This window comes from Streptomyces sp. NPDC002306 (assembly GCF_053593435.1).
Window position 1 is genome coordinate 121,737 of the sequence record NZ_JBSFCK010000003.1, and the last position, 18,350, is coordinate 140,086.

The 18,350-nt window shown below is 69.1% G+C and carries 15 protein-coding genes; 2 read left to right on the forward strand and 13 right to left on the reverse strand.

The window, feature by feature from the left end:
* The first annotated feature begins 90 nt into the window (after positions 1–90).
* Complete coding sequence (locus ACWCQK_RS08170; protein WP_451153155.1) at positions 91–474, forward strand: hypothetical protein; 384 nt, start codon at positions 91–93, stop codon at positions 472–474.
* 2 nt (positions 475–476) lie between these two features.
* Here ACWCQK_RS08170 and ACWCQK_RS08175 read toward each other — a convergent pair whose 3' ends face one another.
* On the reverse strand, positions 477–1,109 hold the full coding sequence (locus ACWCQK_RS08175) for a LuxR C-terminal-related transcriptional regulator (protein ID WP_451153157.1): 633 nt from the start codon (positions 1,107–1,109) through the stop codon (positions 477–479).
* 374 nt (positions 1,110–1,483) lie between these two features.
* Here ACWCQK_RS08175 and ACWCQK_RS08180 point away from each other — a divergent pair, with 374 nt between their 5' ends.
* A complete protein-coding gene (locus tag ACWCQK_RS08180; protein ID WP_451153159.1) occupies positions 1,484–1,966 on the forward strand; it encodes a hypothetical protein in 483 nt (160 codons plus the stop codon).
* A gap of 194 nt (positions 1,967–2,160) precedes the next feature.
* Here ACWCQK_RS08180 and ACWCQK_RS08185 read toward each other — a convergent pair whose 3' ends face one another.
* The 12 genes from ACWCQK_RS08185 to ACWCQK_RS08240 all read right to left on the reverse strand — a co-directional run bounded on the left by ACWCQK_RS08185 (position 2,161) and on the right by ACWCQK_RS08240 (position 18,321).
* Complete coding sequence (locus ACWCQK_RS08185) at positions 2,161–4,119, reverse strand: TIGR03960 family B12-binding radical SAM protein (RefSeq protein WP_451153161.1); 1,959 nt, start codon at positions 4,117–4,119, stop codon at positions 2,161–2,163.
* Positions 4,120–4,189: 70 nt separating this feature from the next.
* Positions 4,190–5,797, reverse strand: a complete 1,608-nt coding sequence (locus tag ACWCQK_RS08190; protein WP_451153163.1) for a CYTH and CHAD domain-containing protein — start codon at positions 5,795–5,797, stop codon at positions 4,190–4,192.
* A 74-nt stretch (positions 5,798–5,871) separates the two neighbouring features.
* Positions 5,872–6,504, reverse strand: coding sequence for a hypothetical protein (locus ACWCQK_RS08195; RefSeq protein WP_451153165.1), 633 nt, complete (start codon positions 6,502–6,504; stop codon positions 5,872–5,874).
* 19 nt (positions 6,505–6,523) lie between these two features.
* Positions 6,524–7,723 carry a rod shape-determining protein RodA gene (gene rodA / locus ACWCQK_RS08200; RefSeq protein ID WP_451153167.1) on the reverse strand — a complete coding sequence of 400 codons (1,200 nt, stop codon included), beginning with the start codon at positions 7,721–7,723 and terminating at the stop codon, positions 6,524–6,526.
* On the reverse strand, positions 7,720–9,969 hold the full coding sequence (gene mrdA / locus ACWCQK_RS08205) for a penicillin-binding protein 2 (RefSeq protein WP_451153169.1): 2,250 nt from the start codon (positions 9,967–9,969) through the stop codon (positions 7,720–7,722). Before mrdA ends, rodA begins: the two co-directional genes overlap by 4 nt.
* 80 nt (positions 9,970–10,049) lie before the next feature.
* On the reverse strand, positions 10,050–10,721 hold the full coding sequence (gene mreD / locus ACWCQK_RS08210; RefSeq protein WP_451153171.1) for a rod shape-determining protein MreD: 672 nt from the start codon (positions 10,719–10,721) through the stop codon (positions 10,050–10,052).
* 13 nt (positions 10,722–10,734) lie between these two features.
* Entirely contained in the window at positions 10,735–11,679 is a 945-nt protein-coding gene (gene mreC, locus ACWCQK_RS08215) for a rod shape-determining protein MreC (protein WP_451153173.1), read from the reverse strand.
* Positions 11,680–11,842: 163 nt separating this feature from the next.
* Positions 11,843–12,862, reverse strand: a complete 1,020-nt coding sequence (locus ACWCQK_RS08220) for a rod shape-determining protein (RefSeq protein WP_385790484.1) — start codon at positions 12,860–12,862, stop codon at positions 11,843–11,845.
* Positions 12,863–13,165: 303 nt separating this feature from the next.
* Entirely contained in the window at positions 13,166–13,579 is a 414-nt protein-coding gene (ndk, locus tag ACWCQK_RS08225; protein ID WP_451153175.1) for a nucleoside-diphosphate kinase, read from the reverse strand.
* 66 nt (positions 13,580–13,645) lie between these two features.
* Positions 13,646–14,002 carry a DUF4233 domain-containing protein gene (locus tag ACWCQK_RS08230; RefSeq protein WP_451153177.1) on the reverse strand — a complete coding sequence of 119 codons (357 nt, stop codon included), beginning with the start codon at positions 14,000–14,002 and terminating at the stop codon, positions 13,646–13,648.
* Positions 14,003–14,010: 8 nt separating this feature from the next.
* Positions 14,011–15,531, reverse strand: coding sequence for a bifunctional tetrahydrofolate synthase/dihydrofolate synthase (folC, locus tag ACWCQK_RS08235; protein ID WP_451153179.1), 1,521 nt, complete (start codon positions 15,529–15,531; stop codon positions 14,011–14,013).
* Between the two features lie 165 nt (positions 15,532–15,696).
* Positions 15,697–18,321: a valine--tRNA ligase gene (locus ACWCQK_RS08240; RefSeq protein WP_451153181.1), complete on the reverse strand. Its 2,625-nt coding sequence runs from the start codon at positions 18,319–18,321 to the stop codon at positions 15,697–15,699.
* Between the last annotated feature and the right edge of the window lie 29 nt (positions 18,322–18,350).

The window sequence follows — 18,350 nt, forward strand, 5'->3', positions numbered from 1 at the left end:
ACACCCAAGGCGGCACCCAGGGCTGAGTTCCGCGGGATCTACTGAGGAAGCAGCATGGGCACCTCGCAGGACTGACCTCGCGAGGTGCCCATGTCGGCAGTGCAGGGCAGAACAGCGCAGGAACGGCTCAGTTCATTCGCGGCTTCCGGGGTGATGAGCGTGACCAAGGCAAAGGTGTGGAGTATCGGCCTCGCGGCCGTCGCCTCCGCCTTCTTCTCGATCGGCGCGGGGGGCGCACCGACGAGTGAGGGAAGCGTCCCACCGCACGCGCAGTCGGTGCTTCGGTGCTACGCAACGTCGAAGAACCCGGAGGCGGCCGTATGCTATCGACTCTCAAAAAAGGCTGAGTACCGGCACGGCCGGATCGTCTACATCCCGATGCTGATTCAGGTACCCACGCCGGCGGATCCGCCGCCCGTGACCGTCGTCAACAGCCTGGACGACATTCGCCCGAATGCGGGCCCGGGCACGTGAGATCACTGATCACCTATTGAATTGTCATCGATCATTCCGTGCCCCAAGGCAAGGCGGGTGAGATCCGCCCTGCGGCGCGAGCCGATCTTTCGGCGAAGCCGCTCAAGATGTGTATGCACCGTGTTCTCGGTGATGCTCAACTGCGCGGCGATCTCTCGATCCGTGGCACCGCCGGCCACCAGTTGCAGGATCTGCCTCTCACGGCTGGTGATATGCGGAGGGGGAGCCGGAATGCTCCGTCCGGCGAGACTGGCGCCGAAATAGTCCCTCCCCGCCGCGACGGCACGGATGGCCGTCACCAGCTCCGAATCGTCGGACTGCCGACTCAGATATCCGCGAGCGCCGGCCTTGATGCACAGGACGGCGTCGGACTGCGCTCCCGAAGTCGACAGCACGATGACCGCGCGCCCATGCCGGTGCAACTGCGCCACTTGCTGGGACGCGACCTGATCGCAGGCTTGCAGATTGATGAGCAGAATGATTTCCGCGCTATTCGCCCTGGAAAGCAGGTCGTCAACACTCTCGGCGAAACCGGAGATCCTCAAGTCCGGTTGGGTGTTTATCGCCTGTGACAGGCCGAGCTGAAGCAACGGCCAGTCGCACACGACGGCCATAGGTATCACGGACGTGCCCATCGGAAGCTCCAGCGTAGGTGAGGCAGGCCATCGGCCACGGGGCGCTTCGGGATATGCGGCCGGCGCCTCGCGCCGCCTTCATCCCACCGTCGGCCCTCGCCTCGGAAGCGGCACCTCGGATGACCCGTTCGGGGAGGGCGCGCCGCAGGACGACGCCCGGCAGCGGCACCAGGGCGCCGCGCCCCGGTACTCCGCCGAGGGACGAAAGGGCAGGGCAAACACTCTGTACGGGTGACATCGCCGTGTCGCAGTAGTGGACAAGTGGGGTTTCACGACAGTTTGGTCCGCAGAACATCCTATTTCGGCCTGACGCGTGAAAAGGGAATGCCGTGAAGCGGTTCGGTATCTACGCAACTCTGCCTTTTGTCGCTGCTGTGGCACTGACCGGCACAACAGCGGGCCAGGCTTCCGCGGACCCTCGGGACGATCGTGAATATCCGATCGGAGCCACCATTGTTTTCAACAACGGGGACGGCAACACCACCAACACCCAGATCGGGAACACCCAGGGTGGTGGCATCGGCAACACCCTGGGCGGCACCCAGGTAGGCGGCACCAACAACACCCAGGGGGCGACCCAGGGCGCCGGCAACAACAACACCCAGGGCGCGACCCAAGGTGCCGGCAACAACAACACCCAGGGCGCGACCCAAGGTGCCGGCAACAACAACACCCAGGGCGCGACCCAGGGCGGCCAGAACGCGGCGGCACGGCTCGCCGTCGTGCCGGCCCTTTCCGCCTCCGCCGTGGGGTTCGCCGCGGTGGACGCCGCGCTGTCGAGCGTCCCTCGGTGGGGCACGTGGACCGCCGGCTCCTACCTGCCCCTCAGGTACGCGAGCGGTTCCTCAAAGATGTGACCTCACGCTTGCGCCGAGGCCGGCCGCCGGGGTCGTAGCCGAATACGTGGTCAGCGGAACGCACAGTGCCCCTGCTCAGCTGGAACGAGGACGGTCGAAGTCCTCGATCCAGTCGAGCAGGGGCACTTTCCCGTGGTCCGGAACCGGGGATCCCGGGGCAACCGCGCGCCGCGGTCGTCGCCTCAGGACCCGATTCAGCCGGTCGCGGCCGTCTTCTTCACCGTGAGCGGCAGCAGCTTCTTGCCCGTGGGGCCGATCTGGATGCTCGTGTCCATCGCCGGGCACACCCCGCAGTCGAAGCACGGCGTCCAGCGGCAGTCCTCGACCTCCGTCTCGTCGAGGGCGTCCTGCCAGTCCTCCCAGAGCCAGTCCTTGTCCAGGCCCGAGTCGAGGTGGTCCCAGGGCAGGACCTCCTCGTACGTCTTCTCCCGCGTCGTGTACCAGTCGACGTCGAGGCCGAAGGCGGGCAGCGTCTTCTCCGCGCAGCGCATCCAGCGGTCGTAGGAGAAGTGCTCGCGCCAGCCGTCGAAGCGGCCGCCGTCCTCGTAGACGGCCCGGATGACCGCGCCGATCCGGCGGTCGCCCCGGGACAGCAGTCCCTCGACGATGCCGGGCTTGCCGTCGTGGTAGCGGAAGCCGATCGAGCGGCCGTACTTCTTGTCGCCGCGGATCTTGTCGCGGAGCTTCTGCAGGCGGGCGTCCGTCTCCTCGGCGGAGAGCTGCGGGGCCCACTGGAAGGGGGTGTGCGGCTTGGGGACGAAGCCGCCGATCGAGACCGTGCAGCGGATGTCGTTCTGGCCGGAGACCTTGCGGCCCTCGGCGATCACCTTCATCGCCATGTCGGCGATCTGGAGGACGTCCTCGTCGGTCTCCGTCGGCAGGCCGCACATGAAGTACAGCTTCACCTGGCGCCAGCCGTTGCCGTACGCGGTGGAGACCGTACGGATCAGGTCGTCCTCCGAGACCATCTTGTTGATGACCTTGCGCATGCGTTCGCTGCCGCCCTCCGGCGCGAACGTCAGGCCGGAGCGACGGCCGTTGCGGGTCAGCTCGTTGGCCAGGTCGACGTTGAAGGCGTCCACGCGGGTCGACGGGAGGGACAGACCGATCTTGTCCTCCTCGTAACGGTCCGCCAGGCCCTTCGCGACCTCGGCGATCTCCGAGTGGTCCGCGGAGGACAGGGAGAGCAGGCCCACCTCCTCGAAGCCGGTGGCCTTCAGACCCTTCTCGACCATGTCGCCGATGCCCGTGATGGAGCGCTCGCGCACCGGCCGGGTGATCATGCCCGCCTGGCAGAAGCGGCAGCCGCGGGTGCAGCCGCGGAAGATCTCCACCGACATGCGCTCGTGCACGGTCTCGGCGAGCGGGACCAGCGGCTGCTTGGGGTAGGGCCACTCGTCCAGGTCCATCACCGTGTGCTTGGAGACGCGCCACGGGACGCCCGACTTGTTGGGCACCACGCGGGCGATCCGGCCGTCGGGGAGGTACTCGACGTCGTAGAACGCCGGGATGTAGACCGAGCCCGTCTTCGCCAGCCGGAAGAGGACCTCCTCGCGGCCACCGGGGCGGCCCTCCGCCTTCCAGCCGCGGATGATCTTCGTCATGTCGAGCACGGCCTGCTCGCCGTCGCCGATGATCACGGCGTCGATGAAGTCGGCGATCGGCTCCGGGTTGAAGGCGGCGTGGCCGCCGGCCAGCACGATCGGGTCGTCGATCCCCCGGTCCTTCGACTCCAGCGGGATGCCCGCCAGGTCCAGGGCCGTGAGCATGTTCGTGTAGCCCAGCTCCGTGGAGAAGGACAGGCCGAACACGTCGAAGGCCCGCACCGGGCGGTGGCTGTCCACCGTGAACTGCGGGACGCGGTGCTCCCTCATCAGCGCCTCGAGGTCCGGCCACACGCTGTACGTGCGCTCGGCGAGGACGCCCTCCTGCTCGTTGAGGACCTCGTAGAGGATCATGACGCCCTGGTTGGGCAGACCGACCTCGTAGGCGTCCGGGTACATCAGCGCCCAGTGGACGTCGCAGGACTCCCACGGCTTCACCGTGGAGTTGAGCTCTCCGCCGACGTACTGGATCGGCTTCTGCACATGCGGGAGCAGAGCTTCGAGCTGCGGGAACACAGACTCAGCAGCCGCGGCGGTTTCGGTAGGCATCTCGCGAACCTTCGTGAGCTGGCAGGGGTGACCATCTAGCGTAACGCGGCCGAAGGAGTCCCCCGCACGCTCAGACCGGTTGCCCGGCCCCGATCTCCCGCCAGACCTCGGGCAGCCCGGCCTCCACGGCGGCCGCCCGCTGCTCCGCGCGTCCGTACAGCACGCCGTACGTGAACGAGCTCTCCCCCGCCGCGTGCGCCACGGCCGACAGCTCGCGCAGGGTCTGGCGGACCATGACGCTGTCCTGGTGGTCGCCGAGCAGACCCTGCACCGACTTCATGGACTTGACCAGGGCGGATGCCGGGTCGCCGAGGGCCGGTGCGGCCGTCTCCGCCGCGTACCGGGTCCGCTTGGCCTTCTTGCGGGCCTCGTGCAGCGCGAGGTCGCGTTCGTGGCCGGGCGGCAGCTCCAGCGCCTGTTCGACCAGGGCGGCGAGCTTGCCGAAGTCCTTCCGTACCGCCTTGGCGAGCACCTTGTCCGGCCGGCCGGCGGCCGCCTCCAGCCGGGGCGGATCCGCGATGAACGCGTCCAGGGTGTCCAGGAGCGTCAGGTAGCGCCGGGAGTCCAGGACGCCGATCAGGCGGCGGCGCGCCCCACCGCGCCGGGCGCGCGCCCAGGTGCGCAGCCGGGTGCGGACCGGGCCGGAGACCAGCGTGCGGGGCAGGTCGTCGAGGGCGGCCATCAGGTGGTCGGTGAGCACCTCCCGGTCGCGGTCCACGCCCAGCTCACCGGCGAGCCACTTCAGCTCGACGCCGACCGGGTCGGTGACGGTGCGGTCGAGGACCGTGCCGTAGGAGCGGAAGGCGCTGCGCAGCCGCCGGGTGGCGACGCGCATGCTGTGCACGGAGTCGGGGGCGTCCTGGCGCACGGCCGGGTCGAGCTCGACGATCGCGTCCCGCTGGGCCCTGACGTACGCGAGGACGTGGTCGCCGGCCGTCACGGGCTCGCCGGACGGCTCCTCCCGCCGGACACCGTCCCGCTTCTTCCCGTCCTTCGCGTCCTTCGCGGCTTTCCCGTCCTTCCCTTCCTTCGCGCCCTTCGCGGCTTTCCCGGCCTTCGCGGCTTTCCCGTCCTTGCCCGACGGGGCCGTCTCCGCCAGTGCCCGGGCCAGCTTGGACGCCGACTTCGACGGTCGTACGCCCGCCTTGCGCAGACGTTTCTCCACCGTGTCGAGGAAGGCCGGATCGCCGCCGTCGGCGAGTTCCACCTCGATCTCGGTCCACTGGGCGCTGCCGTCGCCCCCGAGGATCCGGTCGGCCCGTACGGCGTCCACCCCGGCCTCGGCGAGGAGGCGGCCGTCCGCGTCGACGAGGTTGCGCAGGTCGCGCTCGGAGCGCAGCCGGAGCACGGGCAGGAGCTCGGCGTCGCGGACCCGGGAGCGGACGAGGGAGGCGAGCTCGGGCGGGACGGTGTCGGCGAGCGGCGCGTGGATCTCGTCCCGGACGCCGGGGGCCACGGGGAGCTTCAGGTGCCAGCCGGCGTCGGAGCCGCCGGTGCGACGGCGCAGGGTGATCGAGGCCGCGGCCAGGCGCAGGTCGGCCGTGTCGTAGTAGGTCGCGTCGAGCTGCGCGACCCCCTTGTCGAGGACGGCGGCGACCCCGGCGACGCCGGTCAGGTCCGGCAGCCCGCTGTCGTCGGACTCGTACTTCCGCTCGATCTCACGCTTCGTGTCCGCCATGACCCGAATCTAGTGCCACTCGCGGCCGGACGGCAGAGGGCACCAGAGGTGAATCGGAGGAAAACCCCGCCTGATCAGGAGGTGACGAGTTTTCGAATCCCGGAGCCACCCGGGAAGTAGCCGTCCTGGTCCTTCCGGGCCCCGACGTAGATCTCCGCGTGGTGGAACTGGTGGTACGAGACCGGCTCCGCGCCCTGGGCGACCACGACCACGCCGGTCTCCCGCCGCCAGACCACCTGCCGGCTTTTGTACCGCGGCTGTCTGATGTCGTACTCCGGCGGCCCCAGACGGTCGCGCAGCAGCCCGACCACCGCTTCGGTGTGCGCGTCGAACTCGGCGCGCCAGGCGCCCGCCTCGCTGGTCCAGCCGGGCAGGGCGCCCCAGTAGTCGTCCTCCAGCAGCTCGTTGCCGATCAGGTACTCGTAGGCGAAGGGCATCGAGAGGTACCCGTCGAGGTAGGCGAAGTGCCCCTGCGGGGAGATGAGGTCGCATTCCGGGACGTCCGGGGTGGGCTCGTCGTACGCCGGGTCGGCCAGGGCCTCGTCCAGGTCCCGCCAGCCGGACCCGCCGAGCAGCGCCGCCGCCGCGCGGTGGTCGGCGTAGGCGCTGGTGTCGGCCACCCGGACCAGCAGGTCGGCCAGCTCGGGGGCGACCGGGCACAGGGCGACCCGCTCGCGCTCTTGCGTCGGCTCAGGCGCGTTCGTCACCTCGGACACCTCTGCTCCCTCAGGCCGACAACGGCCGCTGTACCCGGATCGACTGGAGCAGCCCCACGGCCACCCAGACCGCGAACATGGACGATCCGCCGTAGGAGACGAACGGCAGCGGCAGTCCGGTGACCGGCATGATGCCGAGGGTCATGCCGACGTTCTCGAACGCCTGGAAGGCGAACCAGGCGACGATTCCGGCGGCGACGACCGTGCCGTAGAGCTCGGTCGTCTCGCGGGCGATACGGCAGGCGCGCCACATGACGACGCCGAGCAGGACGATGATCAGTCCGGCGCCGATGAAGCCCAGCTCCTCGCCCGCGACGGTGAAGACGAAGTCCGTCTGCTGCTCGGGCACGAACTGGCCGGTGGTCTGCGAGCCGTGGAAGAGGCCGGAGCCGGTCAGGCCGCCGGAGCCGATCGCGATACGGGCCTGGTTGGTGTTGTAGCCGACGCCCGCGGGGTCGAGCTCGGGGTTGGCGAAGGCCGCGAAGCGGTTGATCTGGTAGTCGTCCAGGATGTGCAGCTGCCAGACGGTGACCGCGCCGAGGGCGCCCGCGCCGATCAGGCCGAACACCCAGCGGTTGGAGGCGCCGGAGGCGAGCAGCACACCCAGCACGATGATCACCATGACCATGACCGAGCCGAGGTCGGGCATGAGCAGCACGACCATCATCGGGACGGCGGCCAGGCCCAGGGCCTGCAGGACGGTGCGGTGGTCGGGGTACTGCCGGTCGCCCGCGTCGACCCGGGCCGCCAGCAGCATCGCCATGCCCAGGATGATCGTGATCTTCACGAACTCCGAGGGCTGGAGCGAGAAGCCGCCGCCGAGCACGATCCACGAGTGCGCGCCGTTGACGGTCGAGCCGAGCGGGGTGAGAACCATCAGGATCAGGAAGACCGAGGCGCCGTACAGCATCGGCACGACCGTGCGCAGGGTGCGGTGGCCGAGCCAGACCGTGCCGAGCATCAGGGCGAACCCGATGCCCGTGTTCATCAGGTGCCGGATCAGGAAGTAGTACGGGTCGCCCTGGTTGATCTCGGTGCGGTTGCGGGTCGCGGAGTAGACCAGCACCGAACCGATGAACGACAGGGCCAGGCCGGCCAGCAGGATCGGCCAGTCGAGCCGGCGGGCCAGCGCGTCGCGCGCGAAGACCCGTGTCCAGCCGGCCCGTTCGGGCCCGTAGCCGGAGACGGAGAAGCTGTTCGCTCCGGTCATGTGAGCATCCTCCGGCTTCCCCTGCGACGGGTCCGCCTGCGTGTGTCGCGGTTGCCGGTGCCGGGCGAGGCCGTGGTAGCGGCGGGCTGCGAGCCGTCCGGGGCGGGCGACTGCGTCGGGGTGGCGTGCAGGTCCTTGGCCGGGTCGCGGGGGACCTTCGGGGTGGCGATCGTGCCGTCCGTGCGGACCTTCGGCAGGCTCCGCTGGGGGCTGTAGAGCAGCGCCTTCTTCTTGTCGACCGAACCGTCCGCCTGGACGCCGTACATGGCGCTGTAGATGTTGCGCACGGCCTCACCGGAGGCGCCCGAGCCGGTACCGGCCTGGGAGATGGTCATGATGATCGTGTAGTCCTTGGTGTACGTCGCCAGCCAGGACGTGGTCTGCTTGCCGTAGACCTCGGCGGTACCGGTCTTGGCGTGCAGCGCGATCTTGTCCTGCGGCCAGCCGCCGAACTTCCAGGCCGCGGTACCGCGCGTGACGACGCCCGCGAAGGCCTCGTTCATGCCCTTGAGAGTCGCCTGGCCGACCGGCAGCTTGCCGTGCGCCTTGGGCTTGATCTCGTGGACCGTCTTGCCGTCGGCGCTGACGATCGCCTTGCCGAGGGTCGGCGTGTACATCGTGCCGCCGTTGGACACGGCCGAGTAGATGACGGCCTCCTGGATCGGCGTGACGAGGGTGTCGCCCTGGCCGATCGAGTAGTTGATCTCGTCACCCTCGCGCATCTTGTTGCCCTCGAGGCAGTTCTCGTACTCGATCTTCTCGACGTACGAGCCGTCCTTCTTGCCGGACTTGCACCAGGCGTCCTTGTTGGCCTTCCAGTAGCTCTCCTTCCACTGGCGGTCGGGGACGCGGCCGGTGACCTCGTTGGGCAGGTCGACGCCGGTCTCCTTGCCGAGGCCGAACTGGTGGGCCGTCTTGAAGAACCAGTCCTTGGGCTGGCCCTTCTTCGGGTTGATGCCGCCGTCCTTCTTCCACTCCCGGTCCGCCAGGCCGTAGAAGACGGTGTCGCAGGAGACCTCGAGGGCGCGGCCGAGCGAGATGGGGCCGAAGCTCTCCCCCTCGAAGTTCTTGAAGACCTGGCCGCCGACCGAGTAGGAGCTGGTGCACGGGTAGCCACCGTCCCACTCGTATCCGGCCTGGACCGCGGCGGCCGTGGAGACCACCTTGAACGTCGAACCGGGCGCGGACTGACCCTGTATGGCCCTGTTGAGCAGCGGGTAGTCGGAGTTCTTGCCGGTGAGCTGCTTGTAGTCCTTGGCGGAGATGCCGCCGACCCAGACGTTCGGGTCGTACGTCGGGGCGGACGCCATGGCGACGACCCGGCCCGTCTTGGCCTCCATCACCACGACCGCGCCGGAGTCGGCCTTGTAGTTCTCGCCGGTGATCTTGTCGAACTGCTGGCGGGCCTTCTTCATCGCGTCGTTCAGTTCGAACTCGGCGACGCGCTGGACGCGGGAGTCGACGCTGGTGACGAGGTTCGAGCCGGACTCGGCGGGGTCGGCCTCGGCCTGGCCGATGACGCGGCCGAGGTTGTCGACCTCGTAACGGGTGACGCCTGCCTTGCCGCGCAGTTCCTTGTCGTACTGGCGCTCCAGACCGCTGCGGCCGACCTGGTCGGAGCGCAGGTAGGGCGAGTCGGAGTCCTGGGCCCTGGTGATCTCGTCGTCCGTGACGGGCGAGAGGTAGCCGAGCACCTGGGCGGAGTTGGACTTGCCCGGGGCCGGGTAGCGGCGCACGGCCTCCGGTTCGGCGGTGATGCCGGGGAAGTCCTCGGCGCGCTCCCGGATCTGGAGGGCCTGCTTCGGGGTGGCCTCGTCGGTGATGGGGATCGGCTGGTAGGGCGAACCGTTCCAGCACGGCTGGGGCGTCTCGGCGTCGCACAGCCGGACCTTCTGCATGACCTCCGTGGGGGCCAGGGCGAGGACGTCGGCGAGCTTGGTGAGGACCGCCTTGCCGTCGTCCTTCTGCTTCAGCAGGTCGGTGCGGGAGGCGGAGACCACGAGCCGGGTCTCGTTGTCGGCGAGCGGCACTCCGCGCGCGTCCAGGATCGAGCCGCGCACCGCGGGCTCCACGACCTGCTGGACGTGGTTGCCGGAGGCCTCCTTGGCGTACTCCGCGCCCTCCCGGATCTGGAGGTACCACAGCCGGCCGCCGAGGGTGCCGAGCAGGGAGAGGACGAGGATCTGGATCACGACGAGGCGGATCTGGACGCGTGGGGTCCGTCCGGTCTCGGGAATGTTGGTCACTGTGGCTGCCTCCCCCTCTCAGTGTGTGGATGTGTCATACACGACGGACCTGTGCGGCCCCACGGTCGACTCCCGCGTGGTCACAGCCGCTTGACCCCCTTGATGCGGCCCGCTCGCGCGGTGCGGGCGCGGGCCGCCTTCACCCGCAGTCCGTTGCGCTGGCCGCCGATGCGCAACCCGGTGCCGGCGGAGAGCCAGCCGGAGGAGATGTCGGTCCCCTTCGCGGGCGAGTTCGCGTCGACCAGCGGGTCCCCGTCGGCGCGCCGGGCGAGCCACATGATGCCCGGCACCACGAACGGGGCGAGCAGCAGGTCGTACAGGGCGGCGGTGAACAGCAGGCTGCCGAGGCCGACATGGCGGGCGGCGGTGTCGCCGACCAGGGCGCCGACACTCGCGTACAGCAGCGTGGTGCCGATCGCGGCGGCGACCACCACGACCATCGGTCCGGTGGCCGACTTCAGTCTGCCGTTCTCCGGTTTGACGAGCCCGGCGAGGTAGCCGATGACGCACAGCACCAGGGCGTAGCGCCCGGCGGCGTGGTCGGCGGGCGGGGCGAGGTCGGCGAGCAGACCGGCGCCGAAGCCGACGAGGGCTCCGCCGACATGGCCGTAGACGATGGCCAGGCCCAGGACCGTGAGCAGCAGCAGGTCCGGGACGGCGCCCGGGAGATGGAGGCGGGACAGGACGCTCACCTGGATGACCAGGGCGACGACGACCAGCGCCGTGGAGAGCAGGATCCGGTTGACGCGCATGGGGATTCAGCTCCTACTGCTGCTGGTCTTCGCCGTCGACGGGCGCGTTCGCGGACGGAGTGATGGTGATCGTGACCGTCGGCGTGGGGACGGGCTTGGGCTTGTTCGGGAGCACCGTGTCGCGCGGATCCTTGGTCGGGGCCTGGACGACGACGCCGACGATGTCGAGCTTGGTGAAGCTGACGTACGGCGTGACGTAGAGGGTGCGGGTGAGGTCGCCGCCGGAGGGGTCGACGCGGGAGACCACGCCGACCGGAACGCCGGGGACGAAGGGCCGGTCGGCCTGCGAGCCGAAGGTGACCAGCCGGTCGCCCTTCTTCACCTCGGCCTTGCCGTTGAGCAGTTCCACGCGCAGCGGGCGGTCGCCCTGCCCGGAGGCGAAGCCGAGCTCGTCGGTGGACTCCATGCGGGTGCCGACCGTGAAGTCGGGGTCGTTGGCGAGCAGCACCGTCGCCGTGTTCGGGCCGACGGTGGTGATCCGGCCGACCAGACCGTCGCCGTTCAGGACGGTCATGTCGCGCTTGATGCCGTCGTTGGCGCCGATGTCGATGGTGACGGTCCAGGAGAAGCCCTGGGCCGCTCCTATGGCGATGACCTCGGCGCCCTTGATGCCGTACTGGCCGGTGCCCGCGGTCTTCAGCATCTTGTCGAGCTGCTTGAGGCGGCTGGCGTTGCGGTCGTCGCTGCCGAGCTTCGCCTTGAGAGCCGCGTTCTCCTTCTCCAGAAGAGCGAGCCGGTCGTGGCGCTCCCCCGAGTCGCGCACCGCGGAGACCGCGTCGCCGACCGGGTCGACCGCCGACGACACCCCGTTCTCGATCGGGCCGAAGGCCGCTGCCGCGGCCTGTCGGGCACCGTCGACCGGGGAGTCCTGCCCGCCACGGATGTCCACCGTGATCAGTGCGAACGCGATGGCGATCAGCAGCACCAGGAGCAGCCGGCTCTCTCGTGTGTCCCTCACGTGCGGCGGCCGTGCCTTCCTCATAGGAATTCCGACAGAACGGGAAAAACCCTTAGGAACCCCAAGGAATCCAAGAGGTTCGTTTGCGGGAGCTTATGCATCTATATCAACGATCCGCCGTACGAGAGGAGATCATCTCGTACGGCGGAATCGAAGAGTTACGTCATCTGCGCGGCGCCGCGTCCAGAACCTGCTGAAGTGCCTCGAACTCCTCGACGCACTTACCGGATCCGAGCGCCACACTGTCCAACGGGTCCTCGGCGATATGGATCGGCATGCCGGTCTCGCGACGCAGCCGTTCGTCCAGACCGCGCAGCAGGGCTCCGCCGCCGGTGAGGACGATTCCGCGGTCCATGATGTCGCCGGAGAGCTCCGGCGGGCACTTGTCGAGGGTGGTCTTGACCGCGTCGACGATCGCGTTGACCGGCTCCTCGATCGCCTTGCGGACCTCGCCCGCGGAGATGACCACGGTCTTCGGCAGCCCGGACACGAGGTCCCGGCCGCGGATCTCGGTGTGTTCGTCAGCGTCGAGGTCGTACGCCGAACCGATCGTGATCTTGATCTGTTCGGCCGTGCGCTCACCCAGGAGGAGGGAGTACTCCTTCTTGATGTGCTGGATGATCGCATTGTCCAGCTCGTCACCCGCGACGCGGATGGACTGGGCGGTGACGATGCCGCCGAGCGAGATGACCGCGACCTCCGTGGTGCCGCCGCCGATGTCCACCACCATGTTGCCCGTGGCCTCGTGGACCGGCAGGCCGGAGCCGATGGCCGCGGCCATGGGCTCCTCGATGATGTGCACCTGACGGGCGCCGGCCTGGGTCGACGCCTCGATGACGGCGCGGCGCTCGACGCCCGTGATGCCCGACGGCACACAGACGACGACCCGCGGACGAGCCAGATACCGCCGCTTGTGGATCTTCAGGATGAAGTAGCGGAGCATCCGCTCGGTGATCTCGAAGTCGGCGATCACGCCGTCCTTCAGCGGACGGACGGCAACGATGTTGCCGGGCGTACGCCCGATCATCTTCTTCGCTTCGGCGCCGACCGCCAGGATGCCACCGGTGTTGGTGTTGATCGCGACGACGGACGGCTCGTTGAGTACGATCCCGCGACCCCTGACGTACACCAGCGTGTTGGCGGTCCCGAGGTCGACAGCCATGTCACGGCCGATGAACGACATTGAGTTCCCCATCAGGATTCGACTGGCCTTCCCACTGGCTTTTGAGGGCTTTTCAGGTCGGCGAGGTGGGTGCTGTGACGTGAAGGCTTCCATCGTAGACGCGCCTGCACGAACACTGCGCGAGGGTCTTCGCCATTGTCAGCAGATGCCGGGCCGCCCCGCTTGTGGAGACGGTCCATCGGGGGCACACGTTCCCCCGATCGGCACGCATATGCCGAAGGACGGCCGAAAATGCACGGCCGTCCCAGGTCAGGCGGGCGAGGAGACGTGACGGTCCCTCAGAAAAATCTGCGAAAAATTTGCTCAGGAGCGACCCGGGAAGAAAATCTTCACCTCGCGCTCGGCGGACTCCTCGGAGTCCGAGGCGTGGATCAGGTTCTCGCGGACGATCACACCGAAGTCACCGCGGATGGATCCGGGCGCCGCGGCGATCGGGTCGGTCGGGCCGGCCAGCGCCCGGACGCCCTCGATGACCCGCTCGCCCTCGACGATGAGCGCCACGACCGGGCCGGAGGCCATGAACTCCACCAGCGGCTCGTAGAAGGGCTTGCCCTGGTGCTCTCCGTAGTGCAGCTCCAGGGTCTCCTGGTCCAGGGTGCGCAGCTCCAGCGCGGTGATCTGCCAGCCGGCCTTGCGCTCGATACGGCTGATGATCTCGCCGGTCAGGCCACGACGGACCGCGTCGGGCTTGAGCAGGACGAGGGTGCGCTGCGTCACGGGAGGGCTCCTTCTCACTGACATGTGTGCGGTGGGATGAGGTTACAGGGCGTGTTCGAGCGCCCGTTACACAGCGTCAGCCCGAGCGGAGTCCGCCTGCGCGGCGAAGCGTGCCTTCGCCTCGTCGATCTTGCGTCCGTAGTGCACCGAGGCCCACCACAGGGCCGCGAACAGCACCCCGAGGAAGAACATCGTCGGGACGACGAAACCGGAGGCGATCAACGCGATCTGGAGCACCCAGCCCAGGGCGACCCCGCCCGGCCGGGTCACCACACCGCACAGCGCCACGCACAGGAACATCGCGATGCCGCTGACCGTCCACACCGTCGACATGGACAGGTCGGGATCCTTCATCGCGACCAGACCGGCGAAGCCGATGACAAAAACCTCGCCGATCAGGGTCGAGGAACAGAGGGTACGCACGGTGGAAGTCAGTCCCTTCCCAGCAGCAGCAGTCGGGCCTCGCCCACGGTGATGACGGAGCCGGTGACCAGCACACCGCCACCGGAGAACTCGCCCTCCTCCTCGGCCAGCGTGATCGCGGCCTCCAGCGCGTCCGGCAGCCGCGGCTCCACCTGCACCCGCTCGTCGCCGAACACCTCGACGGCGATCGCGGCGAGTTCGTCGGCGTCCATCGCGCGGTGGCTGGTGTTCTGCGTGACGACGATCTCCGCGAAGATCGGCTCGAAGGCCTCCAGGAACCCCCGTACGTCCTTGTCGCCACTGGCCCCGACCACGCCGATCAGCCGGCTGAAGTCGAACGCCTCTCCGATCGCCTCGGCCGTCACCCGCGCGCCCGCCGGGTTGTGCGCGGCGTCCAGCACGATTGTGGGCGACTGCCGTACGACCTCCATCCGCCCCGGCGAGGTGACCGCCGCGAAGGCCTTGCGGACGGTGTCCGGATCCAGCGACTCCGCCCGCTCCGCGCCCACGCCGAAGAACGCCTCGACGGCGGCGAGCGCGACGGCCGCGTTGTGCGCCTGGTGGGCGCCGTGCAGCGGGAGGTAGATGTCGTGGTACTCGCCGCCCAGCCCGCGCAGCGTGAGCAACTGGCCGCCGACGGCCACCTGCCGGGCCACCACCCCGAACTCCAGACCCTCCCGGGCCACGGTGGCGTCCACCTCGACAGCCTTCTTCAGCAGCACCTGCGCGGCCTCCACCGGCTGCTGGGCCAGGATGACCGTGGCGCCCTGCTTGACGATGCCTGCCTTCTCGACCGCGATCTCGCCGGGCGTCCCGCCGAGCCGGTCGGTGTGGTCCAGGTCGATCGGGGTGACGACGGCGACGCCCGCGTCGATGACATTGGTGGCGTCCCAACTGCCCCCCATGCCCACCTCCACGACGGCCACGTCCACCGGCGCGTCCGCGAAGGCGGCGTACGCCATCGCCGTCAGCACCTCGAAGAAGGACAGCCGGTACTCCTGCGCCGCGTCGACCATCTCCACGTACGGCTTGATGTCCTGGTACGTCTCCACGAACCGCTCGGCGGAGATCGGCGCGCCGTCCAGGCTGATCCGCTCGGTGACCGACTGCACGTGCGGCGAGGTGTACCGCCCGGTGCGCAGCTCGAAGGCGCCGAGGAGGGACTCGATCATGCGGGCGGTGGAGGTCTTGCCGTTCGTCCCCGTGATGTGGACGGAGGGATACGACCGCTGCGGTTCGCCGAGCACGTCCATCAGCGCGGCGATCCGGGCGACCGACGGCTCCAGCTTGGTCTCGCCCCAGCGCGTCGTGAGTTCCGTCTCGACCGCGCGCAGGGCCTTGTCGACCTCGGGGTCCTCCGGCCGGCCCGGCACGTCGGCCTGCGCCGGGCCGCCCCGCGTCCGCAGGGTCCGGCTGCCGGCCTCGATCACCGCGAGATCGGGGTCCCGGTCCGTCTCGGCCGCGACGATCTCTTCGAAGGGGTCGAGCGGGTCGGGCTGCTCGCTGCTGTCTGGGGGGAGCTCACTCACGGGGCCAGTCTACGGAGCATGACCGACAGACGCGGACGAAGGCCCCCGGAACAAGTGGTTCCGGGGGCCCGCACTCCTCCGCGTGGGCGGAGAGCACTGCGCCTTGTCCTTACCGGCCGCGGCCAGGTCCGGATCACCTCCGCGACAGCGGAGAGCAATTGCCCATCAGCCCAGCGGCAGCCCGGCCAGCTGACCTTCGATCCGCGTGATGTCCTCCTCGGCCTTGGCGAGCCTCGCGCGAATCTTGTCGACCACCTGGTCAGGCGCCTTCGCCAGGAAGGCTTCGTTGCCGAGCTTGGCCTCTGCCTGCTGCCGTTCCTTCTGCGCCGCGGCGAGGTCCTTCGCGAGCCGCTTGCGCTCGGCGGCCACGTCGATCGTGCCGGACAGGTCGAGGGCGACCTCCGCCCCCGCGACCGGCAGGGTCGCCGTGGCGGTGAAGGCGTCACCCTCCGGCTGGAGCCGCAGCAGCTGGCGGATCGCCGCCTCGTGCGGGGCGAACGGCGTGCCGTCGAGGGCCAGCCGGGCCGGGACCCGCTGACCGGGCTGGAGACCCTGGTCGGCCCGGAAGCGCCGGACCTCGGTGATCACCGACTGGAGGCTCTCGATCTCCCGCTCGGCGCCGCCGTCCCGGAAGCCGCTGTCCTTCGGCCACTCGGCGATGACGACCGACTCGCCGCCCGTGAGGGTGGTCCACAGGGTCTCGGTGACGAAGGGGACCACCGGGTGCAGCAGCTTCAGCGTGACGTCGAGGACCTCGCCGAGGACCCGCTTGCTGACCTCGGCCGCCGGGCCGCCCGCCTGGAACGTCGTCTTGGACAGCTCGACGTACCAGTCGAAGACCTCGTCCCAGGCGAAGTGGAAGAGGGCGTCCGACAGCTTGGCGAACTGGTAGTCCTCGTACAGCGCGTCGACCTCGGCGACCACCGAGTTCAGGCGGGAGAGGATCCAGCGGTCGGTCGCCGACATGGCGGACGCGTCCGGCAGCGGTCCCCCCACCGTCGCGCCGTTCATCAGCGCGAACCGGGTGGCGTTCCAGATCTTGTTGGCGAAGTTGCGCGAGCCCTGGACCCAGTCCTCGCCGATCGGGACGTCGACGCCCGGGTTGGCGCCACGGGCGAGCGTGAAGCGCAGGGCGTCCGACCCGTACTTGTCCATCCAGTCCAGCGGGTTGACCGCGTTGCCGAAGGACTTCGACATCTTCTTGCCGAACTGGTCGCGGACCATGCCGTGCAGGGCGATGGTGTGGAACGGCGGGGTGCCGTCCATCGCGTACAGGCCGAACATCATCATCCGGGCGACCCAGAAGAAGAGGATGTCGTAGCCGGTGACCAGGACCGAGTTCGGATAGAACTTCGCGAGGCTCTCGGTCTGTTCGGGCCAGCCCAGCGTGGAGAACGGCCACAGGCCGGAGGAGAACCAGGTGTCGAGGACGTCGGTGTCCTGGTGCCAGCCCTCGCCGGTGGGTGCCTCGTCGTCGGGGCCGACGCAGACGATCTCGCCGTTCGGGCCGTACCAGACCGGGATCCGGTGGCCCCACCACAGCTGGCGCGAGATGCACCAGTCGTGCAGGTTGTCGACCCAGTCGAAGTACCGCTTCTCCATCTCCTGCGGGTGGATCTTGACCTTGCCCTCGCGGACCGCGTCACCGGCGGCCTTGGCGAGCGGGCCGACCTTGACCCACCACTGCATGGACAGGCGCGGCTCGATGGTGGTCTTGCAGCGCGAGCAGTGGCCGACCGAGTGGACGTACGGCCGCTTCTCGGCGACGATCCGGCCCTCGGCGCGCAGCGCGGCGACGATCGCCGACCTGGCCTCGAAGCGGTCCAGGCCCTGGAACGGGCCGTGCACGGTGATGACCGCGTGCTCGTCCATGACCGTGATGGCCGGCAGGTCGTGCCGCTGGCCGATCTCGAAGTCGTTCGGGTCGTGGGCCGGGGTGACCTTGACGGCACCCGTGCCGAACTCCGGGTCGACGTGCTCGTCCGCGACGACCGGGATGGAGCGGTCGGTCAGCGGCAGCTTGATGAGCTTGCCGACCAGGTGCCGGTAGCGCTCGTCCTCGGGGTGAACGGCGACGGCGGTGTCACCGAGCATGGTCTCGGCACGGGTGGTGGCGACGACGATCGTCTCGTCACCCTCGCCGTACTTCATCGAGACGAGCTCGCCGTCGTCGTCCTGGTACTCGACCTCGATGTCCGAGATGGCGGTCAGACAGCGGGGGCACCAGTTGATGATGCGCTCGGCGCGGTAGATCAGCTCGTCGTCGTAGAGCCGCTTGAAGATGGTCTGGACGGCCTGCGACAGGCCCTCGTCCATGGTGAAGCGCTCACGCGACCAGGCGACGCCGTCGCCGAGACGCCGCATCTGGCCGGAGATCTGCCCGCCGGACTCGCCCTTCCACTGCCAGACGCGCTCGACGAACGCCTCCCGGCCGAGGTCGTGCCGGGACTTGCCCTCCTTGCCGAGCTCGCGCTCGACGACGTTCTGCGTGGCGATGCCCGCGTGGTCCATACCGGGCTGCCACAGCGTCTCGTAGCCCTGCATGCGCTTACGGCGGGTGAGGGCGTCGATGAGGGTGTGCTCGAAGGCGTGCCCGAGGTGCAGGCTGCCCGTGACGTTCGGCGGCGGGATGACGACGGTGAACGGGGGCTTGTCGCTCTTCGCGTCCGCCTCGAAGTAACCCCGCTCGACCCAGCGCTCGTACAGCGGCCCCTCTACGTCGGCCGGCGCGTACTGGGTCGGCAGTTCGGTGTCGGGCGCTGATGGCTGCTGCTGAGCGTTGTCGGTCACGGGGTCAGTTTAGAGGTGTCACACCGTGG